This is a genomic window from Psychrobacter sp. AOP30-A2-5 (genome assembly GCF_052378115.1).
Lineage (GTDB): Bacteria > Pseudomonadota > Gammaproteobacteria > Pseudomonadales > Moraxellaceae > Psychrobacter.
In genome coordinates, this window is record NZ_JBQSXK010000007.1 from 24,708 (window position 1) to 50,834 (window position 26,127).

Sequence of the window (26,127 nt, forward strand, 5' to 3'; positions counted from 1 at the left end):
CTACACTACGCCCGCATTAGCCAATTCCACAATCGCGCTAGTGTTATAGCATTACCAATCAATTTCAACTGTTAATTTTAAAAAGCACCCTAAACCCAACGCACTAGGTTTGCGACCTAGCCAGCAGGAGAAAAACATGAGTACCATTCAAGACCACAATACAGATAGCAGTATCCAAAATAGCACTGTCACCGACAAAAAATCAGCCCCAGCCTACGATAGCGTCACCAATAACATCGTCGTTGCCGCTCTATATAAGTTCACGCGTTTTAGCGATTTCGAGCAATACCGCGAGCCAATTTTAAATAATATGCTCGATAATGATGTCAAAGGCACGTTATTGATTGCCAATGAAGGCATTAATGGTACGATTTCTGGCACACGTCAAGGTATCGATAACGTCATTGAGTATCTGCGCAGTATCGAAGCGATTGGCAGCTTTACCTTTAAAGAATCTTATACCGATGCTCAGCCTTTTTATCGTACCAAAGTGAAGCTCAAAAAAGAAATCGTTACCATGGGCGTTGAGAATATTGACCCATTGCAATCAGTTGGACGCTATGTAAAACCAAGCGAATGGAATGCGTTAATCTCAGACCCTGATGTCATTCTTATCGACACCCGTAATGATTATGAAGTTAAAATCGGCACGTTCCAAAATGCCGTCAATCCAAATACCGAAACGTTCCGCGAGTTCCCAGAGTACGTCGCAAAAGAGATGGATCCAGCCAAACATAAAAAAGTCGCGATGTTCTGTACCGGTGGTATACGCTGTGAGAAGTCTACTGCTTATATGCGTGAGCAAGGCTTTGAAGAGGTGTATCATTTAGAGGGCGGCATCTTAAAATATCTAGAAGAAATCCCAGCCAGCGACTCTATGTGGCAAGGCGATTGCTTCGTTTTTGATAACCGCGTGTCGGTCAATCATAACTTAGAAAAAGGCAACTATGAGCAATGCTTCGCCTGCCGTATGCCCATTACTGTCGATGACATGCAAAGTCTTGCTTACATCAAAGGCGAGTCATGCCCACACTGCATTGATAAAGCGACCGACGAGCAAAAAGCCAGATTTCGCGAACGTGAGCATCAAATGCAGCTGGCGAAGAAACGTGGCGAAGCGCATATTGGTAGTGATGTGATTGATGTGATTGAGAAACGCAAAGCCGCTAAAATTGAAGCACGTCGTCAAGCGGAAGACGCTAATCAAGCTAAAAAATAATTGCAAGTAAATATTGTCTATTAAAAAATGTGGCAGATTTATTGTAAGAAAACTTGCCACATTACTTTAAATTATGAAACCTATCACATTAATATCTTTCTCATTTGCGAACTCAAATAGTTTTTGAACTTTTTGGAACAGGTTAATTACATCTTGATCTTCTGCATAACCCATATCTGATACCACTTCATTTAAGTCTGTCTCTTGAAAGTCTGATACAATTTGCGTCACTGCATCAGAATCGTATAAAAGACCTTCCTGTGCCTCATAAAACTCTTTATCTTCCTTTGCTAAAAATAATAAGTTGGATAACGGGTAATCACCACTTCCCAAAATTTCTAGCACTTCCATGGAATAAAACTCGAATGATTCTTGAATGAAATTTTCATACTGATTGTCAGTATTCCAACGCATTTCATGAAGGTCGATATTACCATTAATTATATTTTCTAGTTGGTCATCAGATGCTGTGCAGAAGCCAAAAGCCATTGACATAATATGTTCCTGTAGTAGTCCATGAATAATTAATCAACAATTGAGTAGTAATGATATCGTAAGCATTTACTGAATAATAGTTTAAAAATAAAAAAGAGGCTTATTAGCCTCTTTTTTATGAATAAGTTATCACTATAACTTAAAACAAAATACGCACACGAATCGTTTCTTCTACGTCTTTTAGTTGATCTAGTGCGGCATCTGAATCGTTATAATCAACATCCATCACTAGATAACCGACATCGCCCTCTGTCATCAGGCTTTGCGCGAGGATGTTAATCCCTGCTTCTGCAAACAGACGGTTAATCTGTGACAGCACGCCTGGTACGTTTCTATGAATATGTAGCAGACGGTGTGAGTTTTCTTTGAACGGAACAGAAACTTCTGGGAAGTTCACGGCTGTCGCTGTGTCACCTTGGTCAGAGTATCTAACAAACTTATCAGCGACTTCAAGTCCGATATTGGCCTGTGCTTCTTGAGTTGAGCCACCAATGTGCGGCGTCAAGATGACGTTATCAAATTTACGCAGTGGTGATTCAAACTCTTCATCAGCTGATTTTGGCTCTTTCGGGAATACGTCGATCGCCGCGCCCAGTATTTTACCAGATTCAAGCACAGCGGCTAAATCATCAATCTCTACGCAAGTACCACGAGCGGCATTGATAAAGTAACTGCCGTCTTTCATATGGGCGAACTGCTCAGCTTTCATCATGTAGCGGGTGCTTGGTACATCAGGTACATGCAAAGTCACGATGTCAGCCATTGATAGTAGCTCTTCTAAGCTACCTACTTGTACCGCATTACCTAGTGGCAATTTGGTCACAGCATCATGATAAATGACTTTCATGCCAAAGCTTTCTGCTAAGACAGACAGTTGCGAACCGATAGAACCATAACCGACGATACCGATAGTCTTACCACGTACTTCATGTGAATTGGTCGCAGACTTGCCCCAACCGCCACGATGTACGGTCGCGTTCTTTTCAGGAATGCCGCGATATAGCATGATGGCTTCGGCCAATACCAGTTCAGCCACCGAACGGGTATTTGAGTATGGCGCGTTAAAGACGGGAATACCCAAATCACGAGCGGCGTCTAAGTCTACTTGGTTGGTACCGATACAAAAGCAGCCAATACCGATGAGCTTGTGCGCGTGCTCAAGTACTTCACGTGTCAATTGCGTACGCGAACGGATACCGATAAAGTGAGCGTCTTTAATTTTTTCGATCAGCTCATCTTGATCTAATGCGTGACTGATATTCTCGATGTTATGATAACCAGCTCCTTCCAATACTTTTAAAGCATTGTCATGTAGACCTTCAAGCAATAAAAACCGGATTTTGTCTTTTTGTAGTGATAACGCCATATGAGAACTGTCCTATAATTGTCTTGTAAAATTATCTGAGGGATAATCTGTAGTCGAAGCCGTTTAAAGTAGGTACAAAGTAACCAAGCGCAAACCATACACTGAGTACATTAAATGAGGTTAACGTCGTAACCACTTACCAATGCTTTAACTATAGGGTGGGTGAAACGAAAACAGTCTGGATATCTTACACAAAATTGGGCGGCGATGTTAGCAGATTAGATGAATTATTGGTTATCAAGCCTGAAAACTTTTTATGCTATAGTAAATCATGCTGTTCGACGTTTATTAAACTATTTTTTGCCATTTACCGCCATATAAGCACGCAGCATGACATCTTTCTATCATTGCTTTACTGGCTCACTTATAATCATATAAATACGTACTATATAAACATACCTATGTGGCTATGTTTATATCCATTTAGCGATATAATAATCCCCTTTAGGCATAGCGCTTACGTTTATACCGAGATTTGACCATGACTTCTTTATCTAGCCAAAGCACCTCTGCAACCCATACAGCTGCTGTTCAAACTATTTTAAGCACGCTCATTGATGCCCATCAGTTTGACGCCAGCCAAATCAAAACCGACCCTGAGAGTTTAGAACATTGGGGCAAGGACTGGACCAAGCACTTTGCCCCTGCCGCTGCTGCTATTCTCTTTCCAAAGACGACTGAGCAAGTACAAGCCATCGTATTGCTTGCCAATGAGCACAATGTGGTGTTAACGCCAAGTGGCGGTCGTACCGGTTTGTCAGCTGGTGCTGTCGCCGCCAATGGCGAGATTGTCGTCAGTATGGATAAAATGAACCGTATCGGACAGTTTTATCCAGCCGATCGAATAGTTGAAGTCGAAGCAGGCGTCATTACTCAGCAGTTGCAATCATTCGCAGAGTCTAAAGACCTCTACTACCCTGTCGACTTTGCCTCAGCTGGCTCAAGTCAAATCGGTGGCAATATTGGCACCAATGCAGGCGGTATCAAAGTCATACGCTATGGCATGACTCGTCAATGGATTATGGGGCTGACAGTGGTCACTGGTAAAGGCGATATCTTGCAGCTCAACCGCGGTATGGTCAAAAATGCTACGGGTTATGACTTACGCCAATTATTTATCGGTAGCGAAGGCACACTTGGGCTTGTCACCCACGCGCAAATCAAGCTTGAGCGTCAGCCGCAAGACTTAAACGTCATGGTACTGGGCATGGACAGCTTTAATGATGTCATGAATGTGCTATCAGCCTTTCAAGCAAAGATTGATTTGACCGCTTTTGAGTTCTTTGATGATGTGGCGATTGATAAATTGATGGCACATGGTCAAGTACAAGAGCCATTTGAATCGCGCACCAAATTTTATACGCTATTAGAGTTCGAAGCGCCATACGAGCCGATCATGGATAAAGCCATGGCGATATTTGAAGAATGCATGGAGCAAGGTTGGGTCGTCGATGGTGTCATGAGCCAGAGCTTGGCACAGGCTGAAGAGCTGTGGAAGCTGCGTGAATACATCTCTGAGACCATCTCAGTATTTACGCCTTATAAGAACGATGTATCCGTACTAATAAGCTATGTCCCTGAGTTTATCACCGAGATTGATCACATCGTCAGCAGCAACTACCCTGACTTTGAAGTCTGCTGGTTCGGTCATATTGGCGATGGCAACTTGCATCTTAATATTCTAAAGCCTGAAGACATGAGTAAAGATGATTTCTTTGCAGAGTGTCAAATCGTCAACAAACACGTGTTTGAGACGGTGCAAAAGTATGGCGGTTCGGTTTCGGCTGAGCATGGCGTCGGTATGACTAAAAAGCCTTATTTACAATATAGCCGCAGTGAGACTGAGATTGAGTACTTACGAGAGGTAAAAAAAGTCTTTGATCCGAATAACATTATGAACCGTGGCAAGATTTTTGATATGTAAGTGCTTATTCAATGATTAAGCTCATAATTAAAATGGCATAAAAAATGACGCTAAACATTGATATTTAGCGTCTTTTTTTTGTCTTATAAAAGTGATTATTTATAAAAATAACAACACTAGCGCTACCACTAATAACACACTTAAAAAACCTTGAACGATTAAAAATGCTTGATGCGGGGCGGCGATATGACGAAACATGTTGCCCAGTGCATTATAGGTAATACCAGCCGCTTTAATATGTGGCGGCGTATCAAAGGTTTTGATGATTTGTAAAAAATTCTCGGTACGATCAGGCGACCAATTATGCGGCGCACATGGCAAATATAGCGATAACTGTGCGGCTTGCTTTTTGCTCGCTGGTGACCATAACCAACGCTCTAAAAATAATAAGCGCATACGCCAATCCGCAAAACGGCGATGTTCTATCGTCTGTAACAGCAATATTTCAGTATTCTTATGGCGCTTATCCGCAAATATGCGTTGCTTTAAGGCAAATACGTGCGCTTTCTCACCTTCGATGCATTGCAAAAAATGACCACTACCATAACATAGAGTACCTGTAATGCCATGCTGTTGATTATAGTTACGCGCATGACATTCTACTTCATCAAATATAGAGGCGCTTAAACGTGAGACAAGCGTCAAACTACTAACATACACCAATTGAACCAGCGCTGAGTCTTCTATCTCATCCCAGCTACTGACTCTATTGTTGTGACTTGAGGGCATAATAAAACAATCCTAAAAAGCCGATTAAATACGGCTAAACAAAACAAACACAACGACGCCCCAATAAAAAAAGACAGCGACTCACAAAAACGTAGCAAATAGTTACCACGTTAAACTGTCATTACTTGAGTAGCTTGTTATGATAACCAGCAAAACAAATAGACCAAAACCAAATAGATCAAAACTAAGCATTCTAAGATATGATATTTAAAAATAATGTTAAGCTAACAAAATATCTGTACTGACATCTTCAGGTTAGAAGCTGTACCAAACACTTGGCTTGTATTAACCCCAACGACGGTTTGTGAACATTATGAAAAATTTTATAGTTACTTTAATTCATAGCTAATTTAATTTACAGACACTTTAATTTAAATTTATAGCTACTTTAAAATGATATGAGATTCAAAAAACACGTCAGTAACGCCAAATCTGACAGAATTCATAAGATAAATCATTTTCATAACTTATTGTAAATACAGTGATAATTGATTGTAACGATAATATTTTATGATTGGAATATTTTTATCACTTTTTTTACACAAAAAATTGCCAACCGAAAAAAATTGCCAACCGAATTGTGGCAACGCATGCTATTTGATATCACTAAAATTAATAAAGATCCAAAACAGGAACATTATGAGCAAAATAGAAAAACTAGACGACTTTCATCTAACCATCGCTGAAATCAAGAAAAAAGACTATCCACAATTAAAAGCATTAATGGATCGTGTCTATGTCAACTTAGGCGGTGCATGGTCAAAGAACACTATTAATACCTTAATCGATGCCTTCCCCGAAGGTCAGATCGCTTTATTTGATCATGATCAATTGATTGGTATCGTGTTATCTATGCGTGTTGATTATGCCACGTTTTCTAACCCGCATACCTACGACGACTTGATTGGTCATAAAGAGATTATCAGAGACAACCCTGAAGGCGATGCTATTTACGGTTTAGATGCGCTGATCGACCCTGAATACCGTGGTTATCGCCTAGGACGTCGATTATACGATGCCCGTAAAGAGCTGTGTCGCCAGTTAAACTTCCGAGCTATTTTGGCTGGTGGTCGTATCCCGAACTATCATAACCATCAAGATCTCACACCTGGCGAATATATTGAAGCCGTCGCGGCTCGTGAAATTCATGATTCTGCATTGTCTTTCCAACTCTCAAATGGCTTTATCGTCAAGCGTATCTTAACGGCTTATTTGCCTGACGATAAACAATCTAAAGGTTTTGCTACTCTACTTGAGTGGGCAAATATTTATTACGAGCCGCAAGATTATAAGCCAAACACTCGTAAGTCTGAGGTGCGTATTGGTGGCATCCAATGGCAAATGCGTGAAGTCGAGTCACCTGAAGAGCTGCTGCAACAAGTCGAATTCTTTGTCGATATTATGGCTGATTACAATTCTGACTTTGCTTGTTTACCAGAGTTCTTTAACGCACCGTTGATGGGTCTGTGTGAATCGACGGATCAAAACGTCGCTATTCGATTTTTAGCTGGTTATACCGAATGGTTTAAAAATGAGATATCGCATTTAGCGGTCAGCTACAACGTCAACGTCATTACAGGCTCGATGCCGTACTTAGACGAGGACGATACGTTATATAATGTCAGCTACTTGTGCCGCCGCGATGGTACGGTCGAAGAGCAGCGCAAAATCCATATTACCCCGCATGAGCGTAGCGCTTGGGTCATCGAAGGCGGTGACGAGGTTAAGGTGTTTGATACCGATGCCGGTCGTATTGGTATTTTGGTCTGTTATGACGTTGAATTCCCTGAGCTTGCCCGCCTCATGGCACTTGATGATATGGACATCTTATTCGTGCCATTTTGGACAGACACGCAAAACGGCTATCTACGCGTGCGCCACTGCGCCCAAGCACGTGCGATTGAAAACGAATGCTATGTGATGATTTGTGGTTCGGTTGGTAACTTACCACAGGTTGAAAGTCTCGATATTCAATACGCACAGTCTTCTATCTTCTCGCCATCAGATTTTGCTTTCCCGCATGATGCGATTATGGCAGAAACCACTGCCAACACTGAGATGGTATTTTTCTCAGATGTGAACTTAGACAAGCTTATTCATGTCCGTAACGAAGGTTCGGTACATAATCTGCTTGATCGCCGTGATGACTTGTATAGTTTGAAATGGAAGAGAAAATCTAAAGTATCAGCCAGTAAGCTAAGCGATGATGAGCGCCTCGAAAACTCTGGTAGTGTCCTGCTCGGTGATCCATTACAAAACCGTGCGCAAAAACCTTAATCAGTCACTTTAAAATACCAACACTGAACACGGTTTAATAAAATTTATGAATAATACGGCTGACATTTCAGCCGTTTATTTTTATCTATCAACAACCACTTATCAAAGCCATTTATACAAAACCTATAGCAAAAAAGCAGCCATTATGACGACTGATACTGAAAAATCCATTAAAAAGCCAAAGAAAACGCCCAAGCAAAAGGGGTTGTCTATCGCTAAAAATCTCCTCATATATGGCTTGGTATTTGCTGTTATTTATACCGCTATCAATTGGTGGCGACAGCCTATCATGCCAGCCAACCCGCAATTGCAACTGACCGATTATCAAGGGCAAGTTGTTGACTTAGCGGCGCTGAGCAATGAACAACCAACGCTGGTGTATTTTTGGGGCACGTGGTGTCCCATTTGTAGTATCACCTCGCCGACCATAGACAAACTTGCCGCCGCAAATGATTATCCGGTCGTTACGATTTCCATTAAATCAGGCACTGACCAAGAGCTGCATCGCTACCTTAATGAAAACAGCTATCGCTTTACGACAATAAACGATCAAGAAGGCAGCATCTTCGCTGATTGGCAAGGACAAGTGACGCCGTCGTATGTCATCTTAAAGAATGGCGAGATGACTCAAGGTTTGACGGGTATTCAACCCTTATGGTCGCTGAAATTGCGCTTATGGTTATCATCCGTTTTTTAATGCTTAGCCTGCTGTTTAGAGTCCAATTATTTAGAGTCCAGTCGGTAGACAATGGCACTTGCCATCCGTATGATTCAATAGGTGATGCATCACTCATATAAATAATTGGTTTTGGCTAAAATAAGGACAATACTGACCAGCTCTTTTTACCCTAGCTTTTTTGTCATATAATAGCTGCCAATCTCATTGCCTCTTTTTAGTTTATTGCTATCACGGTATTTTATTATCCATAAGCATATTTTATGTTGCATTCGTCTCGATAGCATTTATTATTGACGTGAGCATATTTATGACGTTGATGCACAGCGATATATTATAAGCGAGAAAGCGATCATCAACGGTTAAGCAGCCAGCTAAGCATTACCCTAAATGTCACATCTGACTTTACATCGATTTTTAATCCATTTTCTAAAAAGACACCTTCTATGACTGATAAAAGTACTGATACGCCAAGCCAGGATTATAAAGACACGCTAAACCTTGCCGATACGCCATTTGCGATGCGTGCCAACCTTGCCAAGCGCGAGCCAGATTGGCTTGCTGCTTGGGAAGCGGATGATGTATACGGCAAAATTCGTCAGGCACGTGCTGGGGCGACCAAATACATTTTGCACGATGGTCCTCCTTACGCCAACGGTCAGATTCACTTGGGTCACGCCGTTAATAAAGTACTTAAAGACATTATCGTCAAGTCAAAAACACTATCCGGCTTTGATGCGCCTTATGTCCCTGGTTGGGACTGTCATGGTCTGCCTATCGAGCAAAAGGTCGAAGCCAAAGTTGGCAAGGTCGGTCAAAAAGTATCGGCGACTGAGTTCCGCGGTCTATGCCGTGAATATGCGAGCACCCAGATTGAATTGCAAAAGGCAGATTTTAAGCGTCTAGGCGTATTTGGCGATTGGGACAATCCATATCTGACCATGAACTTCCACCAAGAAGCCAACATCGTGCGCGCCCTTGCCAAAATTTATGACAATGGTCATGTGACTCGCGGTATGAAGCCGGTCAACTGGTGCTTAGACTGTAGCTCTGCGCTGGCTGAGGCGGAAGTGGAATACCAAGATAAAGTGTCTGATGCTATCTATGTGAGCTTCGATGTTTTGGATACCGATAAGGTTGCCTCGTTGGCTGACGTAGCGGGCAATATCGCCGCTGTTATTTGGACGACGACCCCTTGGACGCTACCTGCTAACCAAGCCATCTCTGTACATCCTGAGCACAACTATAGTGTGGTGGCGACTGAAAAAGGTAATTTGCTATTGGCCGCGGATTTGGTTGAAACAGCGTTAACGGAACTCAAACTTAGCAATCAAGGCGTGCTAGCGACCGTATCTGGGCGCGAGCTTGAAGGCTTGCGTGCCCAGCATCCACTGATTGCAGACCGTCAAGTGCCATTAATCCTAGGCGATCACGTAACCACAGATAGTGGTACTGGCCTCGTCCATACAGCACCCGGTCACGGTCTCGACGATTATATCGTTGGTCTAAAATACAATTTACCTGTTGAAAACCCAGTCAGTGGAACGGGCGTCTACCTAGACAGTGCCGCAGTATTTGCAGGCGAGCACATCTACAAAGCCAATCCAAAAATCATCGCCGCACTGCATGACAATGGACATCTAATCAGTCATACCAAAATTGAGCACAGTTATCCGCATTGCTGGCGTCATAAGTCGCCGATTATTTTCCGTGCAACGCCGCAGTGGTTTATTAATATGGAAACCAAAGGTCTGCGTGAGCGTGCGCTTGCAGATATCCCAGCAGTAAGCTGGACACCAGCATGGGGACAAAACCGTATCGAAGCCATGATGACGGGTCGCCCAGATTGGTGTATCTCGCGTCAGCGTACGTGGGGCGTGCCGATTACTTTCTTTACCCATAAAGAAACAGGCGAGCTGCATCCAAACACGCTTGAGCTGATGGAAGTCGCTGCACAAAAAATTGATGCAGGTGGTGTGGAAGCTTGGTTTGATTCCAGCTGTGAAGACTTCTTAGGCAACGAGGCTGCTGACTATGACAAAGCAACCGACACCCTAGACGTTTGGTTTGACTCTGGCACGACGCATTTTGCCGTACTTGAACAACGCGATGAATTAACCAATCCAGCAGATATCTACTTGGAAGGCTCTGACCAACATCGCGGTTGGTTCCAGACGTCATTATTGACCTCAGAAGCCATGTACGGTCGCCCACCATTTAAGCAAGTACTGACGCATGGTTTTGTGGTTGATGAAAACGGTCGCAAGATGAGTAAATCACTTGGCAATATCATCACGCCGCAGGAAGAGATCAATAAAACAGGCGCGGACATGCTGCGTTTGTGGATTGCCTCAAGCGACTATCGCTATGAGATGAGCGCAGGTAAAACGGTCTTTAAAGGTGCAATCGATATGTATCGCCGTATCCGTAACACCCTGCGTTTCTTACTTGCCAATACCGATGACTTTGATCCTGCGACCAACAGCGTCGATATCAATGAGCTAGTCAGCCTTGATAAATTCATCATTGAGCGCGCGCAAACCGTGCAAGCACAAATCATCAGTGCTTATGATGCCATGGATTTTCACCAAGTCACCCAGCATATTACTGCGTTCTGTTCGCAAGATTTGGGCAGTTTCTATTTAGATATTATCAAAGATCGTCAATATACGACTCAGACTGATGGACAGCCGCGTCGCTCTGCGCAAACGGCGATTTACCATATCGTTCAGGCACTCATTCGCTGGATTACGCCGATTTTGTCATTCACGGCACAAGAAGCGTGGGAAGTATTGCATGGCGCTGACAGTTATGTATTTACTGAAGAATGGTATAAATTTCCAGAATTTGAGCTAAGCGCGATCAGCAACGATGACTGGCAACGTATCATGTTGGCAAAGGATATGGTCAATAAACATATCGAGACCGCACGTGGTGAAAAAATCATCAACGCTAACTTGTCTGCCGATGTTAATCTATATGCTGACGGTGCAATGCATGAAAGCTTAGCCAAGCTGGGTGAAGAGCTGCGCTTTGTACTAATCACTAGTAGCGCAACTTTGAAACCTATGAGCGACGCTCCTGCCGATAAAACAAGCACAGATGAGCAAACTGACGCCAGCACGGATGAATCAGTAGACTTAGTGGTCAATGTTAGCGCCGCAACTGGCACCAAGTGCGTACGCTGCTGGCATATCCGTGATGATATCGGTACCGATAGTGCACATCCAGAACTATGCGCGCGCTGCGTGACTAACGTCAGCGGTGATGGTGAGGTGCGCCACTATGCCTAACTCAACTGAATCATCAGACAACAAGCCGCCATATGCTGAAGTCGATAAATCACCTGAGCCAGCTCATGCAACCACAGGCAGCTCAACGACACCGAAAAGTCGTCTGAATAAGACGCCAAAAATGATTGCGAATGGCCGTCGTGCGTTTACGTGGTATCTCCTATCGTTGGTCGTACTAATCATCGATCAATGGACGAAATGGTTGGCTGAAACTAAGCTGACTTTTCATGAGCCAGTACCTGTGATTGAGCCTTTTCTGAATTGGACACTGGCATACAACTATGGCGCGGCATTTAGCTTTTTAGCAGATGCTGGTGGTTGGCAGAAGTGGTTTTTTTCGGGATTGGCATTGATAATGTCGCTATTTTTAATTGGCTACCTGATAAAAGCCCCGCGCCAAGCCAAGCTACTATCGACAGGTCTAGCGCTAGTGCTCGGCGGTGCGGTTGGCAATCTCATTGACCGCTTGCTACATGGTCACGTCATCGACTTTATCCATGTACATAACGCTGATGTCTGGCATTACCCTATCTTTAATATTGCGGATATGGGCATTAGTATCGGTGTGGCGTTGATTGTCATTGACATGCTATTTTTAGAAAAAAAGCGTGAAATGCCACGGTCGTAACCGTCTACAGCTAGAGATATTAATTAAATTTATAAATAAAAAAGGTGGATTACTCAGTCGTAACCCACCTTTTTTATTCATCATTTTTTCTGATAAAGGCTATTAGTTAGCATAGAGTATTGTGCCTATACGCCACTCTCAACAGCTTACATTCATGATTGATTATCTCTTAGGAAATTTCTCTCGCTTCGATAATTTTTTAAGATAATCTTGAACCTGCTCAGGCAACTCAACACCCAGCATCTTCAACCATGAAAACAAATGCTGATAATAAATGTCTGCCAGCGTAAAGCTGTCCCCCGCTATATACTCCTGCTCATCTACCCAAGCATAAGCAATCGGCAGGGCTTTTTGGATACACTTCAGGCAGTTGTTAGCGGTGCCCTCAGGCCAGTTTTCATAATTGTCTAATACCTTGATTTTGGTGAGTATCCATAGATAACTCTCAATCTCGATCATGCCAAATGAAATCACTTGGCGAAGTTTATAGTTTTTCTCAGCGAAGTTCTCATCTGCTGTGTTTGGTGTCAAAGGTTTGTCAGGGTGTAACTCATTGAGATATTCAATAATAGCTAACGACTCAGTAAAGTGTTTGCCTTCATGTGTGATGGTAGGGATTTTACCAAAGGGGTTAACGGCTAAAAACTCAGGACTTCGCTGCTCCCCTTTTTTGCCATCTATTTCTTTGGTCTCATATTCTAAGCCAAGCTCCTGCAATGCCCAAATGACCGTTTCAGCGCGACTTGGATGGGTATATTTGTATAAAGTAATCACTTGCGTTCGCCTTTTATTATTAATTAAATCCATTTAAGGTTTATCCTGAAAAATCGTGCTTATTGCGTACAATTCATCATACTCGCACAAAATACCAGCGTACGGCAACCAGCCACTCAAGATATAAAACTTTGATGTTTCATCAGCCGTTTATTTTAGACTTAAGCATTAAACATCAAAACTACACCGCTCACTATGATAAATAAACAAGTGCTTTTATACCAAAGAATCAAGTAATCCTTGCAAAAATTTCAAGCTTCCTCCTGTCAATATAAACAATAACCCCGCCATATTGATGAGAACAGTCAAATAATACGCCACTCGAAATTCAGGCTTTTGCGACTTGTGGCGTAGATACGTTTGCGCAACCATCGCGCCCACCCAACCGCCCAGCGCACTTAGCAGATGCAAGGTTGATTCAGGTGTGCGCCAATCATTATTCTGAGCAGCGGCTTTGTCCTTGGCATACATCATATAAGTAATGAGACCCAAGGCCACATACCAACCCACAACCAGCCAGCTGAGCTTGTTCATGGCGGCCAATAAGATTAATACGCCATAAAAGCCCACACCAAGGAACAAACGTTTCTTTTGTCCTGCTTCAAAGTCTGCTTGCATACTACGTTTGTGATTACGCTGACGGATTTTCTGATTTTTTTGCGCCATTTTTTGCTGCACAAAGCTCAGCTCTTGTACATCTTTTGCTTGCATACGCCCTTGATTGTCCTGCCCAAATGTAAAAACAACTGGCTCACCGACCTCAGGGCGACGACGCGCTTTAAACTCATTGATATGAAAGAATATTGAATCACCATTCTGTGTTTCGATAAAACCAAAGCCTTTGTCATCTTGCCACTTTTTAATGTGACCTTGTTGTTTATTTACCATAAAAACCCCTGCCTACTCTTAGAATTGCCAAATATATTACACTATTTGCGTTACACTATTTACGCTTACATACTCTCCAAGATGGCTTATCATTTCTTATATTATTTGCCAAACCAATTCCTAATCCCGTAATAAATGGCTGTTGACTATGACCGACTCACAATTTATCACTCCCAATGAAGACACCCGTATCACTTTTGGCAGCCTTGTAAAGCTGCACTTTGAAGTATCACTAGAGAACGGTACGATGATTGATTCTACTTTTAGCCGTGATGCGCCTGTGACGCTCACCATCGGTGATGAAAGTTTGTTACCTGGCTTTGAGCAGGTATTAATGAACCTGCGCGCAGGTGACACGCGCTCTGCTCACCTTGAGCCGGAGCAGGCATTTGGCGATTGGAATCCTGACAACATCCAACATTTCAGCCGTACTCAGTTTGCGTTAATCGCTGATAATCCAGAAATCGGCATGATGGTAGAGTTCGAAGACAAAGGCAAAAACACTCTGCCGGGTACGATTAGTGCACTCGATGACGATCAAGTCGAAGTGGATTTTAACCATCCCCTTGCCGGGCAATCCCTGTTATTTAAAGTAAAAATCTTTAAAGTTACCCCGCCTGGTGTCACTGGTATAAAGCTCATGTAATCGCTTGAAAAACTGTCAGCTATAAAAATACATTTACAAAGGACATTCATATGCAATATCAAATGTTGCCACAACTCAATGAAAAAGTTTCTAAGATTTGTTTAGGCACGATGACATGGGGACAGCAAAATACCGAGACCCAAGCACATGAACAAATGGACATGGCGCTAAGCGAAGGGGTGAATTTTTGGGATACGGCGGAAATGTATCCATCGCCGCCGGATAAGGACAAGCAAGGCGATACTGAACGCTTTATGGGTACATGGTTTAATAAAACCAAACAGCGCGATAAAGTCATTCTTGCTAGCAAAATATCGCCGATGGATTTTTTGCGTGATGGGCAAACGCGTTTTAATGCCGAACATATTAGCAGCGCCATCGATGGCAATCTTCAGCGTTTGCAGACCGATTATATTGATATTTATCAGCTCCATTGGCCTGAACGTCAGGCGAATTTTTTTAGTCAGCTTGGCTATACCGAAGAGATGGCATCGCAACCATTAGATGATTTGACGCCATTTCTAGAGACCATTCAAGCGTTAAATGATGAGATTAAAAAAGGGCGTATTCGCGCTTATGGACTATCGAACGATACCGCTTGGGGACTGATGCGCTATCTATGGGAGGCGGATAAAAATGGTTTGATCTCTCCTATCACGGTGCAAAATCCTTATAGTTTGCTAAATCGCTTATATGAAGTCGCTATGGCCGAGATTACGCACCGTGAAAATGTAGGTCTATTGGCTTATTCACCGCTTGGCTTTGGTGTCTTATCTGGTAAATATCTCGATGGCAAACGCCCAACTGGTGCGCGACTCACGATGTATGATCGCTTTGCGCGCTATACCAATGAACAAGCGCTATCAGCCACTGCTCAATACGCCAAAATTGCAGCGGATGCAGGTTTAGATATGGCACAGATGGCATTGGCTTTCGTTAACTCACGCTCATTTGTCACCAGTAACATTATTGGCGCTACTACGATCGAGCAGCTAAAATCCAACATCGATAGTATCCATTTAACCTTAAGCTCAGAAGTATTGGAAGCGATTGAAGCGGTGCATACCCAGCATCCTAATCCTTCACCCTAATTTTAGCTTGATGTGACACCATGGTCTGATGCAAACCAGACTTTAGCGCATTGAGGCTGTCGTATTTATAATCGACAAAAAAAGGCGCAAATCGCAGTTATAAACTGAGCGATTTGCGCCTTTTTATTGGAGCCTGTTGAATATTTGCAATTATTATGCTGTCAGCGCTTTATACTTTAGCGACTTTCGTTAAGACTCGCGAATGCAGTTCCGCCAAACCTTCTTGCATACGTGTCTGTAATAAATCAGTCAGCTCACTTTTGCTCATGCCTTTTGGATCTATTGGCTCCAATGGCAATACATAGGCGGTCACATCTTTAGTATCGAGTACCTTTTTTAGGCTCTCTTTCATCGTAAGCTTGCCATAGTAAGGCAACTCTTCACTTAATGTACCGTCTTTATTGACATAAGCAATCACTAGCGGGCGTACGGGCACGTCAGCATCTATGGCTGCTTGTAGCAAAGTACCATGAATACGTTTGATTTTTTTGCCATCGGTGGTGGTCGCCTCAGGAAAGAATATGACCGAGAAACCTTTGGTCAAAAAATTGGCAATTTGGGCGGCGACCGACCCTGCATCACCGGAACCACGCTCAATAAATACCGTGCCTGCTGCATGAGCCAGCTTACCAAATACAGGCCATTCACCGATTTCGGCTTTGGATAAGAAAAAAGCAGGACTCAATGTACCCACCACAGGGATATCCATCCATGACACATGATTGGATACCCATAATCCGTGGTGCTGCTCTACCCGCTCGACTGCCACAACCTTGACGCCAAAAGAGCCTGCCATTTTGCGGCAAAAGGCTTGAATATAGCGTGGTAATTTTTCGCGTGGTGGCTGCTTAAATGCGCCAATACGTTGGGCGGCGCGCAATCCACCAGCGATAGTGGTGGTCATGCCAGCAATTTGTTTGCCGCGCCCCAACTGTTGTCTGAGTGAGAAGCCTGACTTAGATTGGCTCATCTGTGTCCCTCGTGGTTAAAAACTTATGATTATATATCGTAAACAAGCGCCATGAGTATAACAAAATTTATTCAGTCAGTGACGATTTGTTCACTGAGTTGCTGTTTATTCAACCAGTTCTACTGCGTTCACTGATTTGCCTATGGCTTTCATTTACGCTGTAACATAAAACCATCGTTAATTGTGCTAGAACGCTTTAATATTAACTGATAAGACCACATATATATGGTCATATGAACGCTATATCGACGTTTACTGAATGGATAATAGCGATATATTTACTTTATTAAATAGGTGATACTCTTTGGATTATTTTGAAAGACACGAAGGTGGCGAGCGCGCCATTATAGTACATTTAGACATCCGTCAAATTCAAGATCCTGATGATTTAGGTGAATTTGAGCTGTTAGCAGACTCAGCAGGGGCTGATCGTTTGGCTTTAGTCACAGGCTCACGCCAAAGACCCGACGCCAGATACTTCGTTGGTAGCGGTAAAGCAGAAGAAATAGCAGAATTGGTACGCGAACATGATGCGGACATCGTCTTATTTAACCATAGCTTATCGCCATCACAAGAGCGTAATATTGAAGCCTTGGTAAAATGTCGCGTACTGGATCGTACGGGTTTGATATTGGATATTTTCGCGCAGCGTGCCCGTACTTATGAAGGTAAGCTACAAGTAGAGCTGGCGCAGCTCAACCATTTATCGACGCGTTTGGTACGAGGTTGGACGCATTTGGAGCGTCAAAAAGGCGGTATTGGTCTACGTGGACCCGGCGAAACCCAGCTTGAGACCGATCGTCGCTTGCTACAAGTGCGCGTGAATCAGCTTAAAAGCAGAATCGAGAAAGTCAGACAGACACGTGCACAAGGTCGAGCCCGTCGCCAAAAATCAGATGTGCCGACGATTTCGCTTGTCGGTTATACCAATGCGGGAAAATCTACGCTATTTAACCGCTTAGTCGACGAAAATATTTATGCAGCGGATAAATTATTTGCCACGCTAGATCCCACTTTACGCCGTTTAGACTGGCAGGGTGTTGGTCGTGTTGTTTTAGTCGATACGGTAGGTTTTGTCCGTCATCTGCCGCATGAGTTGGTCGAATCCTTTCATGCAACATTAGAAGAAACCTTGGAAGCAGATTTATTGCTACACGTTATCGATTCTTCTAGTGAAGATATGCATGAGCAAATTCAAGCGGTCAAAGACGTATTAGCAGAGATTGATAATGATGTACCAGTGCTCAATGTCTACAACAAGATTGATTTGACAGATGAGCCTGCACATATTGGTTATGCTAGCGAAGGACAACCCAATCGCGTCTACGTTTCTTCTAGAGAAAATCTAGGCATGGAAGAGTTGTCGTTAGCCGTCCAGCAGCTACTGACTGGCACACTCACCACCTTTGAGTTGACCTTACCTTATCATGCAGGTCAGTTAAAAAACGCCTTATATGAGCTGGGTGTTATTCAGGAAGAGAGCTACGATGACAGTGGTCATGAGTGCTTAACAATTCGCTTGCCAAGCGATACGCTAAGACAGCTACTGGGTCAGGCCAATTTAGAGCCTTTAGATGTATTGCCATTAGCACAAGCCACATTATTGATGCCAGTACTTGAAGAGTTCGAAAAGCCTGATGAGATTGAAGAGCCGACGATGACCGAGGCAGAAGAAAAAGCGTTTGATGAGTTTGATGCGCTCAATTCTGAAGCCGCTAAGTCAGAGGAATAAGCAGTAGAAGTGGAAACTTCTGACTTAAAGATATAAATGACTAAATCTTTAAAATAGCTTTATAAAAGACAAAAGGATGATATCCATTGATATCATCCTTTTTTTTGGCACATAGCATTAAATTTGGGGCTGTCCTAGATAACTAGTTCAAACCCTGTTTAACCCATTGTTTTAATTGTAGTAATTGCGACTTTGGGTCACTGTGATTAAAACGCCACTCACATTCCTTTAAATAGAGGTGAAAATGCTCTTTTGGAACCCCGTTAAACTTACGTAGATGCCGTTTAGCTTGGTTCCAGAAGTTCTCTATGCCGTTAATATGATTCTTATCATTAACAAAGGTTTTAGAGTGGTTGATACGATAATGAGTAAACTCACTGACATCTAATGCGTTATAGCTTTTAAATGAGTCAGTATAAACAATGCTATCAGGCTTCACTTTTTCTCTTATGATTGGGATCAAAGTATCTGCTTTAGCATTGGGTATAATACAAGCGTAGACCTTGCCATTACGCTTTAATAGGCCAAACACGGGCACTTTGCTACCAGCACCTCGCCCTCGCTTGCCTTTGCGGGTTCCACCAAAGTATGATTCGTCTACTTCGATTTCGCCTTCAAATAGACCAGGGTCTTGGCTATTCTCGTAAATAAGCCGTCTTAGCCTATGAAAGTAATAACTGGCTGTGGTTTTATTAACACCAACTAAGCTTGCTGCTGTTCTGGCGGTTGAACCGGCAACAAATAACTCGATTAGTCTGTTTTGTTTATACCAACTTAGTTTGCTTTTTCTCATAGTGCTATCCTAAATAATTTTACTTATCTAGGACAGCCCCTTAAATTTTTTATAGGTTACCCGATCACGAAAACGCGCTACCATAGTCGATGTCTTTTAAAGTGAGCACAAGGTAGCCTGGCGCAAATGATACACTCATTATAGTAAGCTTTATTAGTTTGCCTACTCTCTATATAATCATCGGCTATAGGTTCAACCAATATTCATATCATTGATAGATAGAACACACTTATTAGAGTGCGGTTACCTATTTTGTGGCTCCTATCCTATCTATTTCTAAATCGGCCAGTATTTCTTATGAAATCTACTCATTCCACCCATTTGCCGCTATGGCTTGCATTAATCCTCACACTCACGATGGTCATCGTGGTTCGTGAATCAGCCGTTATCATCTGTCAATTAGCAGGAATAGAAAAGGCTGCCAACATCGTTGGATTGGTCGCCATGTTCTTTATTTTGATGGCATGGCGATTACTTAAAGGGTTGCCCAGTTGGCTCACCCAAGCCAGTAATACTTTATTAGTGGATAGCGGTTTTGCTTTTTTGCCCGTGTCTGCAGGTGCAGGTTTACTGCTATTTGCTTTAGGTGATGAGCTTTGGGGCGTTATGCTGACGATGATTATTAGCACACTCATACCGCTTTGGGGACTTGCCATACTTGCCAACCGTTCGCTCAATCACGATGTTAGCATCGATAGCACCACCGTTGAAGAGCACAAAGGACAGCTATGAGCTGTATGAACAAGGAAATGCAATGACTTTTGATAACGTGTTTGTGGCAACCTTTGCGGCGATATTATTAACGCTAATCGCTCATGTGACTGCTCGTGTATTGGCACGTAAGCTCTCATGGCTGCCGATGGTGATTACGGCGTTGGCGCTTGTTCTCTTATTTTTGTTTATCCTACAATGGGATTACAACGATTATTACGATGTTGCCAAGCCTGTATTTGATCACTTATTGGGATATGTCACCGTACTGTTGGCAGTACCATTAGCAGCAATGAACTTTAAAGGTCTGCCAGTCAAAAAGCTTACTCTCATAGTTATCCTTGCAAGTGTGGTTGGTGCATTGCTACCGATGTCATTGGCTTATTTATTTTCATTAAGTCACGACACTATACTCGCTTTCGCAACGCGTTCAGTGACCACACCAATCGGTCTGAGTGTCGCAGATTTAATTAAAGCACCACTTGCCATGGCTAACTTAATTATTATTGTCTCAGGGCTTATCGGTGGTACTTTGGCGCGCTTTTTATTTCGCGGTATCGATGATGACCGTGCCAAGGGCTTAGCACTTGGGTTGGCAGCACATGCTTTTGGTACCGTCGAAGCATGGCAAATTAGCCACACTGCTGGGCGTTATGCGGCATTTGGATTGGCAGTAAACGGGCTGGTCACCGCCGTTTGGGTGCCTATTTTTATCAGTGCACTTTCTATATAACCCTGTTCAAAGCAGTTTTCAGTGCTTTGAACAGCTTTTATTTCTCACGATTCATTCATTGCTACAGCCAGAATATTCACGTACCACACACGCCTAAAAATAATAAAGCCGATACTCAATCAACGTACTCAGAAACGGTAGTGTGTTGATTTTTTTACAAATTAAAAATGACTTTTATACTTTGTGCTGATAATCGTATGCGTCGAAAAGTTATTATATGTTATAGTAAGCAACTATTATTTTTTGTATCCAATGCGAGTGGTTTCTAGTTAGACGTGGTTTTTGCTAGGGTGCTATATCGTTTACAGCGATAAAATCCTACCAGCACGATAACCGCTTAAATGCGCAGAACGACGCGCCTATAGGCAAAGCAATTTGCTATTACTCGATGAAAAGTGATAACCCTATGATAAATGTTACAACCTTAGTGACTCGCTGCTTGTCTCCTGTTTTATTGACCGCTGTCGCCCTATCCAGCCTATCTCTATCTGTTGCTGCTCAAGCAGGTAATATGTATATTTACAAAGACAAAGGCGGACAAGTCTTACTCACTAACGTCAATCCAAGTGGTAATTTTGACAAATTCACCAAAAAGGTAAAAGTCACTTACTACAAAGATTCTAAAATGTATGACGGTAGTAGTGACAATAGCAGCAGTAATTACGGTAGTAGCTCTGCCAGCAGTAGCGGAAGCCGCAACTCATACGACAGTTATATTCGCGCCTCAGCTCAGCGTCATGGAGTAGATCCTGGGCTTATAAAAGCAATGATGCATAGCGAATCCGCCTTTAACCCGAATGCACGCTCACCTGTCGGTGCGCAAGGTCTCATGCAGCTAATGCCAGCGACTGCGCGACGCTTTAAAGTCAGCAATCCTTGGAACCCTGCAGATAATATCGAAGGCTCTGCTAAATATATTGCATGGCTGATGAAGCGTTTTAATAACAACGTAGAATTTGCGGTTGCGGGCTACAATGCGGGTGAAGGTAACGTTGATAAATATAACGGCATCCCGCCTTTTAAGGAAACCCGTAACTATGTCAAAAATGTCATGAGCCGTTACCATAGCTTGTATAAAAACGACTCAGGGCTATCAGGCAGTACCATGAACGCTAGCAATCAAATCGCCAATCCTAGTCTCAGTAGTGGCTTACAAAACGTCAGCTATGGTACCAGCAGTAATAGCAATAGTGCCAGCTATGCCAACTCAGCATATGATGCGCTACGCTAAAATGAAGACTACATGAACCGTTGAATCCAAACGTAAAAAAGCCCGTTAATTATATTAACGGGCTTTTTTGTGCTAAGAGGCTTTATCTATTAATTCATAATCTATCTTGTCATATTTTTTGAGTTCGATACAAGATTAATAATAAAGCTGATCGGTGAGTACCAGACCAAAAAGCTTAGCACTCACCTTTCTTCTTAGCAAAATTTAAAAATTACTTGTTAGCCAGTGCTTGTGTTGCAGCAACTTCAGCAGCAAAGTCTTCTTGCTTTTTCTCGATGCCTTCACCAACTTCTAGACGTTTGAAAGCAAGTACTTTTACGCCTTCAGCTTTTAGTACATCACCAACTTTCTTCTCGTTGTCCATAACGTATGGCTGACGCAATAAAGTCACTTCTTCTAGGTACTTACGTAGGCCACCTTCGATCATTTTTTCAACGATGTTATCAGGCTTGCCAGACTCACGAGCTTTTGCTTCGATGATGTCTTTTTCGCGTGCTAATAAATCAGCATCTACACTTTCGTCATCAACCGCAACTGGGTTAAACGCAGCGATATGCATGGCAAGGTTTTTGCCAGTATCGGCGTTGCCACCTTCAAAAGATACCACAACACCAATACGTAGACCATGACGGTATGAAGCAAGGTTGCTACCTTCTAATACTTCAACGCGGCGTACTTGGATGTTTTCGCCGATTTTTTGTACCAAAGATACACGAGCTTCTTCAATAGTCTGACCATTGCCATATGGCAATTCAGCGATAGCAGCTACGTCAGTCACATTGTTTTCTAATGCAATGTTCGCTACTGCTTCTGCAAATGCCGTAAAGTTTTCGTCTTTTGCAACGAAGTCAGTTTGGCAGTTTACTTCTAACAAGAATGCTTTGTTATCGCCTTGAGCGATGATGATAGCGCCATCAGCTGCAATGTTACCCGCTTTTTTAGCGGCTTTGGCTTGACCAGATTTACGTAGGTTATCAATGGCAGTTTCTACATCGCCGTTTGACTCTTCTAACGCTTTTTTACATTCCATCATGCCAAGACCAGTACGGTCACGCAATTCTTTTACCATTTTGGCAGATACTTTTACTTCTGACATAAGAGTTACCTTTTATTATGTATGGGAGTGCTTAATTTCTATGAGATATATCTTTACTATCTATTGGTACTATATCGCTTTTATAGTAATGAAAGCACTCATGGTTGATCGTGATAACAGACAACATTGTAATGACAGATATTGTGCATCACGAGTCTAGCTATAAGCGATAATACTCGCTTATTAACGAGTGTTCCATCAACAATAAGGCATGACGAGTAAAACTACATCATGCCTATTGTAAGCTTATACGTGTGAGCTTATACGCTGTTAATAACTTTATATGAATGCTGACAAGATAACTATCAAGACACCGTTACAAAGTTAAACCTTAGCGGTCAGCGATTTATTCTGCTGGAGTCGCCGCTTCTTCTGCTTTGGCTTCAACTGGTGCTTCTTCAGTAGCAGGTGCTTCTTGCTCAGCTTTGCCGCCCGCTTGAGTCTGTGCGTATTCTTTACCAGCGATAATCGCATCAGCCATAGAAGTCACATACAAGGTCACAGCACGGATAGCATCATCGTTTGCTGGGATGATGTAATCAACGTTATCTGGGCTAGAGTTAGTATCAACGATACCGATAACTGGGATACCTAGATTTTTAGCTTCTTTGATAGCAATCGCTTCATGATCTACGTCTACAACGAAGATTGCGTCAGGTAGGCCGCCCATATCTTTAATACCGCCTAGTGAACGCTCAAGTTTTTCCATATCGCGAGTACGCTCTAACGCTTCACGCTTAGTAAGCTTGGCGAAAGTACCGTCTTCTGCTTGCTTTTCTAGCTCTTTTAGACGGTTGATTGACTGGCGAAGTGTTTTCCAGTTGGTAAGCATTCCACCTAACCAGCGATGGTCAACGTATGGCATGCCAGCGCGTGCTGCTTGCTCAGCGATGATACCGCTTGCTGCGCGTTTAGTACCTACGAACAATACTTTGTTTTTCTTGGCAGCTAAGCCGTTAACGTAAGTCAATGCTTCGTTAAACGCTTTTACTGTGTGCTCTAAGTTAATGATGTGAATCTTGTTACGGGCACCAAAGATGTATGGTCCCATTTTTGGATTCCAAAAACGTGTTTGGTGACCAAAGTGAGCGCCGGCTTGTAGTAAGTCGCGCATTTCGATTTTGGTTGGATTCTTTGTAGACATGTGAAATTCCTATTGGTTGGGTTATGCCTCCACATCACAAAAACTGCCTATCTAGCGACACGCATCTGCTAACGGTTAATGCTCATTGTGGCAGCACTAACTTTTTTGCAAATTAATCAAGTCGCCAAACACCCAGCAATTTTTTGCCATGATGTGTGTGTCATTGGTTGATGGGTTGGTTTAAAAAATTGAGCTATCGTTTGAACGTAAAAATACGATGTGATAAAAATAGCTGGGCTGTATTTTATCACATAATGCTTAGCGACTGCTAGCGCTATTATGCTGTTTAAGTAGATGATAACGCATAAAAAAACGACGCATTAACGTCGTTTTTTATATTGAATAAATGAGCAGCTGTAGATTAAGCGATACAGATACCAATGACCGCTTTATACCCACGCCAGGTAAATGGCGTGACGTAACTTTGGCGATCTTTTGGCAAATAAGACACGCTTGGTGCGCTCTCAACAATATGCGGCGGCGAGATAATAAACTCTGAGCCAAACTCAGTACGAGCATTACCAGAGATAGTGTTGGCCATCTCACCGAGCAGATCTTTCATCATCGTGATCGATGAGTCAGGCTCGCCCATCACTTTTATGACCTCTCGTAACATCACGCTTGGCGCACTCACATACACACAGCCTTCAAGAGGCCCTGATATCTCGATAACGCCGCTATAATCATAACCAACAGCACTCTTGTTATGATTTAAATAAGGGGTATCAATGGACACTTCCGAGCCATCAATTTGTGCAAAAAATGCATTGATTGAGCTCAGAAACACACCCAATTTTTCTACTTTAACCATAATATATTAATATCCATCTTTATGACGCGGTGGCAGCAACGTTAATCCTGCAAACAGACCACAATCTCGCCTATCTGCGAGTTCCAAGTGATGGGAATGATAAAAGAACGCTCATCATTCGGCAACACAATACTTTGTGGAGAGCCTTTAAATACAAACGGCACAGAAATATGGAACTCTGAGCCAAACTCTTTACGCGCGTTACCAGCGATTGTATTGGCCACTTCACCAGCCAAATCGATATAATTCTCATCGCTTTTATCCGTTTCACCCATGCTATCCAGTATAGCGGACAATAACTGACGGGTTGCCGAAAAATACACCACGCCTTTTTGTCCACCCGATATACCGATCACACCCGTATAATCATGGACTTTTGGCTGTTTATTCTCTAACAGATATGGGGTGTCAGCGACAAGCTCCTCTCCCCCAAACTGATTAAAATAGTTACTAATAATACTTAAAAAAATCTGTAGCTTTTGTTCTTTCATAATGACATCTACTTAAGTCGTTGAATGGTTTAGTCTTGCATTAGCTCATACAAAGACTCTACAAGCTCTTCTTCTGAAAAAGGCTTGCACAAAAATCCGCTGGCACCCAACGACAATGCTTCAATGCCAGTGGCTTTATCAGACAGTGCTGACACCACTAAAATGCGTACTTCAGGGTCAATCGCAATGATTTTCTCAATGCATTCAAGTCCGTCCATTTGTGGCATGGTCAAGTCCATAGTGATTACATCAGGACGATGGACATTGAACTTTTCAATGGCTTGGACACCACTGGTTGCCGTCGCAACCAGCATAAACTGCCCTGAATCGTACGCGCGTTGAATACGATTTCTAATAATATTTGAATCATCAACAATCATTAACTTATGCATAACTGATCTATTACCTT

The 26,127-nt window shown here is 42.7% G+C and carries 24 protein-coding genes; 12 read left to right on the forward strand and 12 right to left on the reverse strand.

Annotation, left to right across the window (positions count from 1 at the left end; all coding sequences use genetic code 11):
* Nucleotides 1-136: 136 nt before the first annotated feature.
* A complete protein-coding gene (gene trhO, locus ACT3S4_RS06910; RefSeq protein WP_444760780.1) occupies nucleotides 137-1,219 on the forward strand; it encodes an oxygen-dependent tRNA uridine(34) hydroxylase TrhO in 1,083 nt (360 codons plus the stop codon).
* Nucleotides 1,220-1,285: 66 nt separating this feature from the next.
* On the opposite strand, the gene ACT3S4_RS06915 is transcribed toward trhO, so the two are convergent.
* Nucleotides 1,286-1,714, reverse strand: coding sequence for a hypothetical protein (locus ACT3S4_RS06915; RefSeq protein WP_087814015.1), 429 nt, complete (start codon nucleotides 1,712-1,714; stop codon nucleotides 1,286-1,288).
* 139 nt (nucleotides 1,715-1,853) lie between these two features.
* Nucleotides 1,854-3,080 (reverse strand): phosphoglycerate dehydrogenase, encoded by a 1,227-nt coding sequence (gene serA / locus ACT3S4_RS06920; RefSeq protein ID WP_444760781.1) that lies wholly within the window; start codon nucleotides 3,078-3,080, stop codon nucleotides 1,854-1,856.
* A 481-nt stretch (nucleotides 3,081-3,561) separates the two neighbouring features.
* Here serA and ACT3S4_RS06925 point away from each other — a divergent pair, with 481 nt between their 5' ends.
* Nucleotides 3,562-5,004: an FAD-binding oxidoreductase gene (locus tag ACT3S4_RS06925; RefSeq protein WP_201552926.1), complete on the forward strand. Its 1,443-nt coding sequence runs from the start codon at nucleotides 3,562-3,564 to the stop codon at nucleotides 5,002-5,004.
* A gap of 99 nt (nucleotides 5,005-5,103) precedes the next feature.
* Here ACT3S4_RS06925 and ACT3S4_RS06930 read toward each other — a convergent pair whose 3' ends face one another.
* Nucleotides 5,104-5,733, reverse strand: a complete 630-nt coding sequence (locus ACT3S4_RS06930; RefSeq protein WP_444760782.1) for a BLUF domain-containing protein — start codon at nucleotides 5,731-5,733, stop codon at nucleotides 5,104-5,106.
* Between the two features lie 639 nt (nucleotides 5,734-6,372).
* Between ACT3S4_RS06930 and ACT3S4_RS06935 the strand changes: the two genes are divergently transcribed.
* From ACT3S4_RS06935 to lspA, 4 genes are all read left to right on the forward strand, one after another.
* Nucleotides 6,373-8,010: a carbon-nitrogen hydrolase family protein gene (locus ACT3S4_RS06935; protein WP_045453728.1), complete on the forward strand. Its 1,638-nt coding sequence runs from the start codon at nucleotides 6,373-6,375 to the stop codon at nucleotides 8,008-8,010.
* Nucleotides 8,011-8,155: 145 nt separating this feature from the next.
* Nucleotides 8,156-8,707: a protein disulfide oxidoreductase gene (locus ACT3S4_RS06940; protein ID WP_444760821.1), complete on the forward strand. Its 552-nt coding sequence runs from the start codon at nucleotides 8,156-8,158 to the stop codon at nucleotides 8,705-8,707.
* A gap of 425 nt (nucleotides 8,708-9,132) precedes the next feature.
* Complete coding sequence (ileS, locus tag ACT3S4_RS06945) at nucleotides 9,133-11,979, forward strand: isoleucine--tRNA ligase (RefSeq protein ID WP_444760783.1); 2,847 nt, start codon at nucleotides 9,133-9,135, stop codon at nucleotides 11,977-11,979.
* Nucleotides 11,972-12,607: a signal peptidase II gene (lspA, locus tag ACT3S4_RS06950; RefSeq protein ID WP_444760784.1), complete on the forward strand. Its 636-nt coding sequence runs from the start codon at nucleotides 11,972-11,974 to the stop codon at nucleotides 12,605-12,607. Before ileS ends, lspA begins: the two co-directional genes overlap by 8 nt.
* Before the next feature lie 162 nt (nucleotides 12,608-12,769).
* Here the strand turns inward: lspA and ACT3S4_RS06955 are convergent, their stop codons facing one another.
* The gene (locus tag ACT3S4_RS06955) at nucleotides 12,770-13,414 is read right to left on the reverse strand and encodes a glutathione S-transferase family protein (RefSeq protein WP_201559992.1); all 645 of its coding nucleotides are present in this window, start codon (nucleotides 13,412-13,414) and stop codon (nucleotides 12,770-12,772) included.
* 183 nt (nucleotides 13,415-13,597) lie between these two features.
* Nucleotides 13,598-14,269: a DUF1294 domain-containing protein gene (locus tag ACT3S4_RS06960; RefSeq protein WP_060490442.1), complete on the reverse strand. Its 672-nt coding sequence runs from the start codon at nucleotides 14,267-14,269 to the stop codon at nucleotides 13,598-13,600.
* A 148-nt stretch (nucleotides 14,270-14,417) separates the two neighbouring features.
* On the opposite strand from ACT3S4_RS06960, the gene ACT3S4_RS06965 reads away from it, so the two are divergent.
* Nucleotides 14,418-14,915, forward strand: coding sequence for an FKBP-type peptidyl-prolyl cis-trans isomerase (locus ACT3S4_RS06965; RefSeq protein WP_109591020.1), 498 nt, complete (start codon nucleotides 14,418-14,420; stop codon nucleotides 14,913-14,915).
* A 50-nt stretch (nucleotides 14,916-14,965) separates the two neighbouring features.
* The gene (locus ACT3S4_RS06970; protein WP_372815687.1) at nucleotides 14,966-16,006 is read left to right on the forward strand and encodes an aldo/keto reductase; all 1,041 of its coding nucleotides are present in this window, start codon (nucleotides 14,966-14,968) and stop codon (nucleotides 16,004-16,006) included.
* A 169-nt stretch (nucleotides 16,007-16,175) separates the two neighbouring features.
* Here the strand turns inward: ACT3S4_RS06970 and ACT3S4_RS06975 are convergent, their stop codons facing one another.
* Entirely contained in the window at nucleotides 16,176-16,976 is an 801-nt protein-coding gene (locus ACT3S4_RS06975) for a lysophospholipid acyltransferase family protein (RefSeq protein ID WP_201502000.1), read from the reverse strand.
* Nucleotides 16,977-17,280: 304 nt separating this feature from the next.
* On the opposite strand from ACT3S4_RS06975, the gene hflX reads away from it, so the two are divergent.
* Nucleotides 17,281-18,708: a ribosome rescue GTPase HflX gene (hflX, locus tag ACT3S4_RS06980; RefSeq protein ID WP_201580915.1), complete on the forward strand. Its 1,428-nt coding sequence runs from the start codon at nucleotides 17,281-17,283 to the stop codon at nucleotides 18,706-18,708.
* Nucleotides 18,709-18,850: 142 nt separating this feature from the next.
* On the opposite strand, the gene ACT3S4_RS06985 is transcribed toward hflX, so the two are convergent.
* Complete coding sequence (locus ACT3S4_RS06985) at nucleotides 18,851-19,501, reverse strand: IS1595-like element ISPssp3 family transposase (protein ID WP_201604901.1); 651 nt, start codon at nucleotides 19,499-19,501, stop codon at nucleotides 18,851-18,853.
* 297 nt (nucleotides 19,502-19,798) lie between these two features.
* Here ACT3S4_RS06985 and ACT3S4_RS06990 point away from each other — a divergent pair, with 297 nt between their 5' ends.
* The 3 genes from ACT3S4_RS06990 (at nucleotide 19,799) to ACT3S4_RS07000 (ending at nucleotide 22,176) form a co-directional block, all read left to right on the forward strand.
* Nucleotides 19,799-20,233, forward strand: a complete 435-nt coding sequence (locus tag ACT3S4_RS06990; protein ID WP_201580914.1) for a CidA/LrgA family protein — start codon at nucleotides 19,799-19,801, stop codon at nucleotides 20,231-20,233.
* 22 nt (nucleotides 20,234-20,255) lie between these two features.
* The gene (locus tag ACT3S4_RS06995; RefSeq protein ID WP_055125716.1) at nucleotides 20,256-20,945 is read left to right on the forward strand and encodes an LrgB family protein; all 690 of its coding nucleotides are present in this window, start codon (nucleotides 20,256-20,258) and stop codon (nucleotides 20,943-20,945) included.
* A gap of 406 nt (nucleotides 20,946-21,351) precedes the next feature.
* Nucleotides 21,352-22,176: a lytic transglycosylase domain-containing protein gene (locus ACT3S4_RS07000; protein WP_045443853.1), complete on the forward strand. Its 825-nt coding sequence runs from the start codon at nucleotides 21,352-21,354 to the stop codon at nucleotides 22,174-22,176.
* A gap of 211 nt (nucleotides 22,177-22,387) precedes the next feature.
* Here ACT3S4_RS07000 and tsf read toward each other — a convergent pair whose 3' ends face one another.
* The 5 genes from tsf to ACT3S4_RS07025 form a co-directional block, all read right to left on the reverse strand.
* Nucleotides 22,388-23,272, reverse strand: a complete 885-nt coding sequence (tsf, locus tag ACT3S4_RS07005; RefSeq protein ID WP_109591012.1) for a translation elongation factor Ts — start codon at nucleotides 23,270-23,272, stop codon at nucleotides 22,388-22,390.
* Nucleotides 23,273-23,618: 346 nt separating this feature from the next.
* A complete protein-coding gene (gene rpsB / locus ACT3S4_RS07010; RefSeq protein ID WP_045443642.1) occupies nucleotides 23,619-24,416 on the reverse strand; it encodes a 30S ribosomal protein S2 in 798 nt (265 codons plus the stop codon).
* Nucleotides 24,417-24,777: 361 nt separating this feature from the next.
* Nucleotides 24,778-25,227 carry a chemotaxis protein CheX gene (locus ACT3S4_RS07015; RefSeq protein ID WP_045443639.1) on the reverse strand — a complete coding sequence of 150 codons (450 nt, stop codon included), beginning with the start codon at nucleotides 25,225-25,227 and terminating at the stop codon, nucleotides 24,778-24,780.
* 41 nt (nucleotides 25,228-25,268) lie between these two features.
* Nucleotides 25,269-25,718, reverse strand: coding sequence for a chemotaxis protein CheX (locus ACT3S4_RS07020; RefSeq protein ID WP_045443636.1), 450 nt, complete (start codon nucleotides 25,716-25,718; stop codon nucleotides 25,269-25,271).
* Between the two features lie 29 nt (nucleotides 25,719-25,747).
* Entirely contained in the window at nucleotides 25,748-26,110 is a 363-nt protein-coding gene (locus ACT3S4_RS07025) for a response regulator (protein WP_045443633.1), read from the reverse strand.
* Nucleotides 26,111-26,127 lie beyond the last annotated feature (17 nt).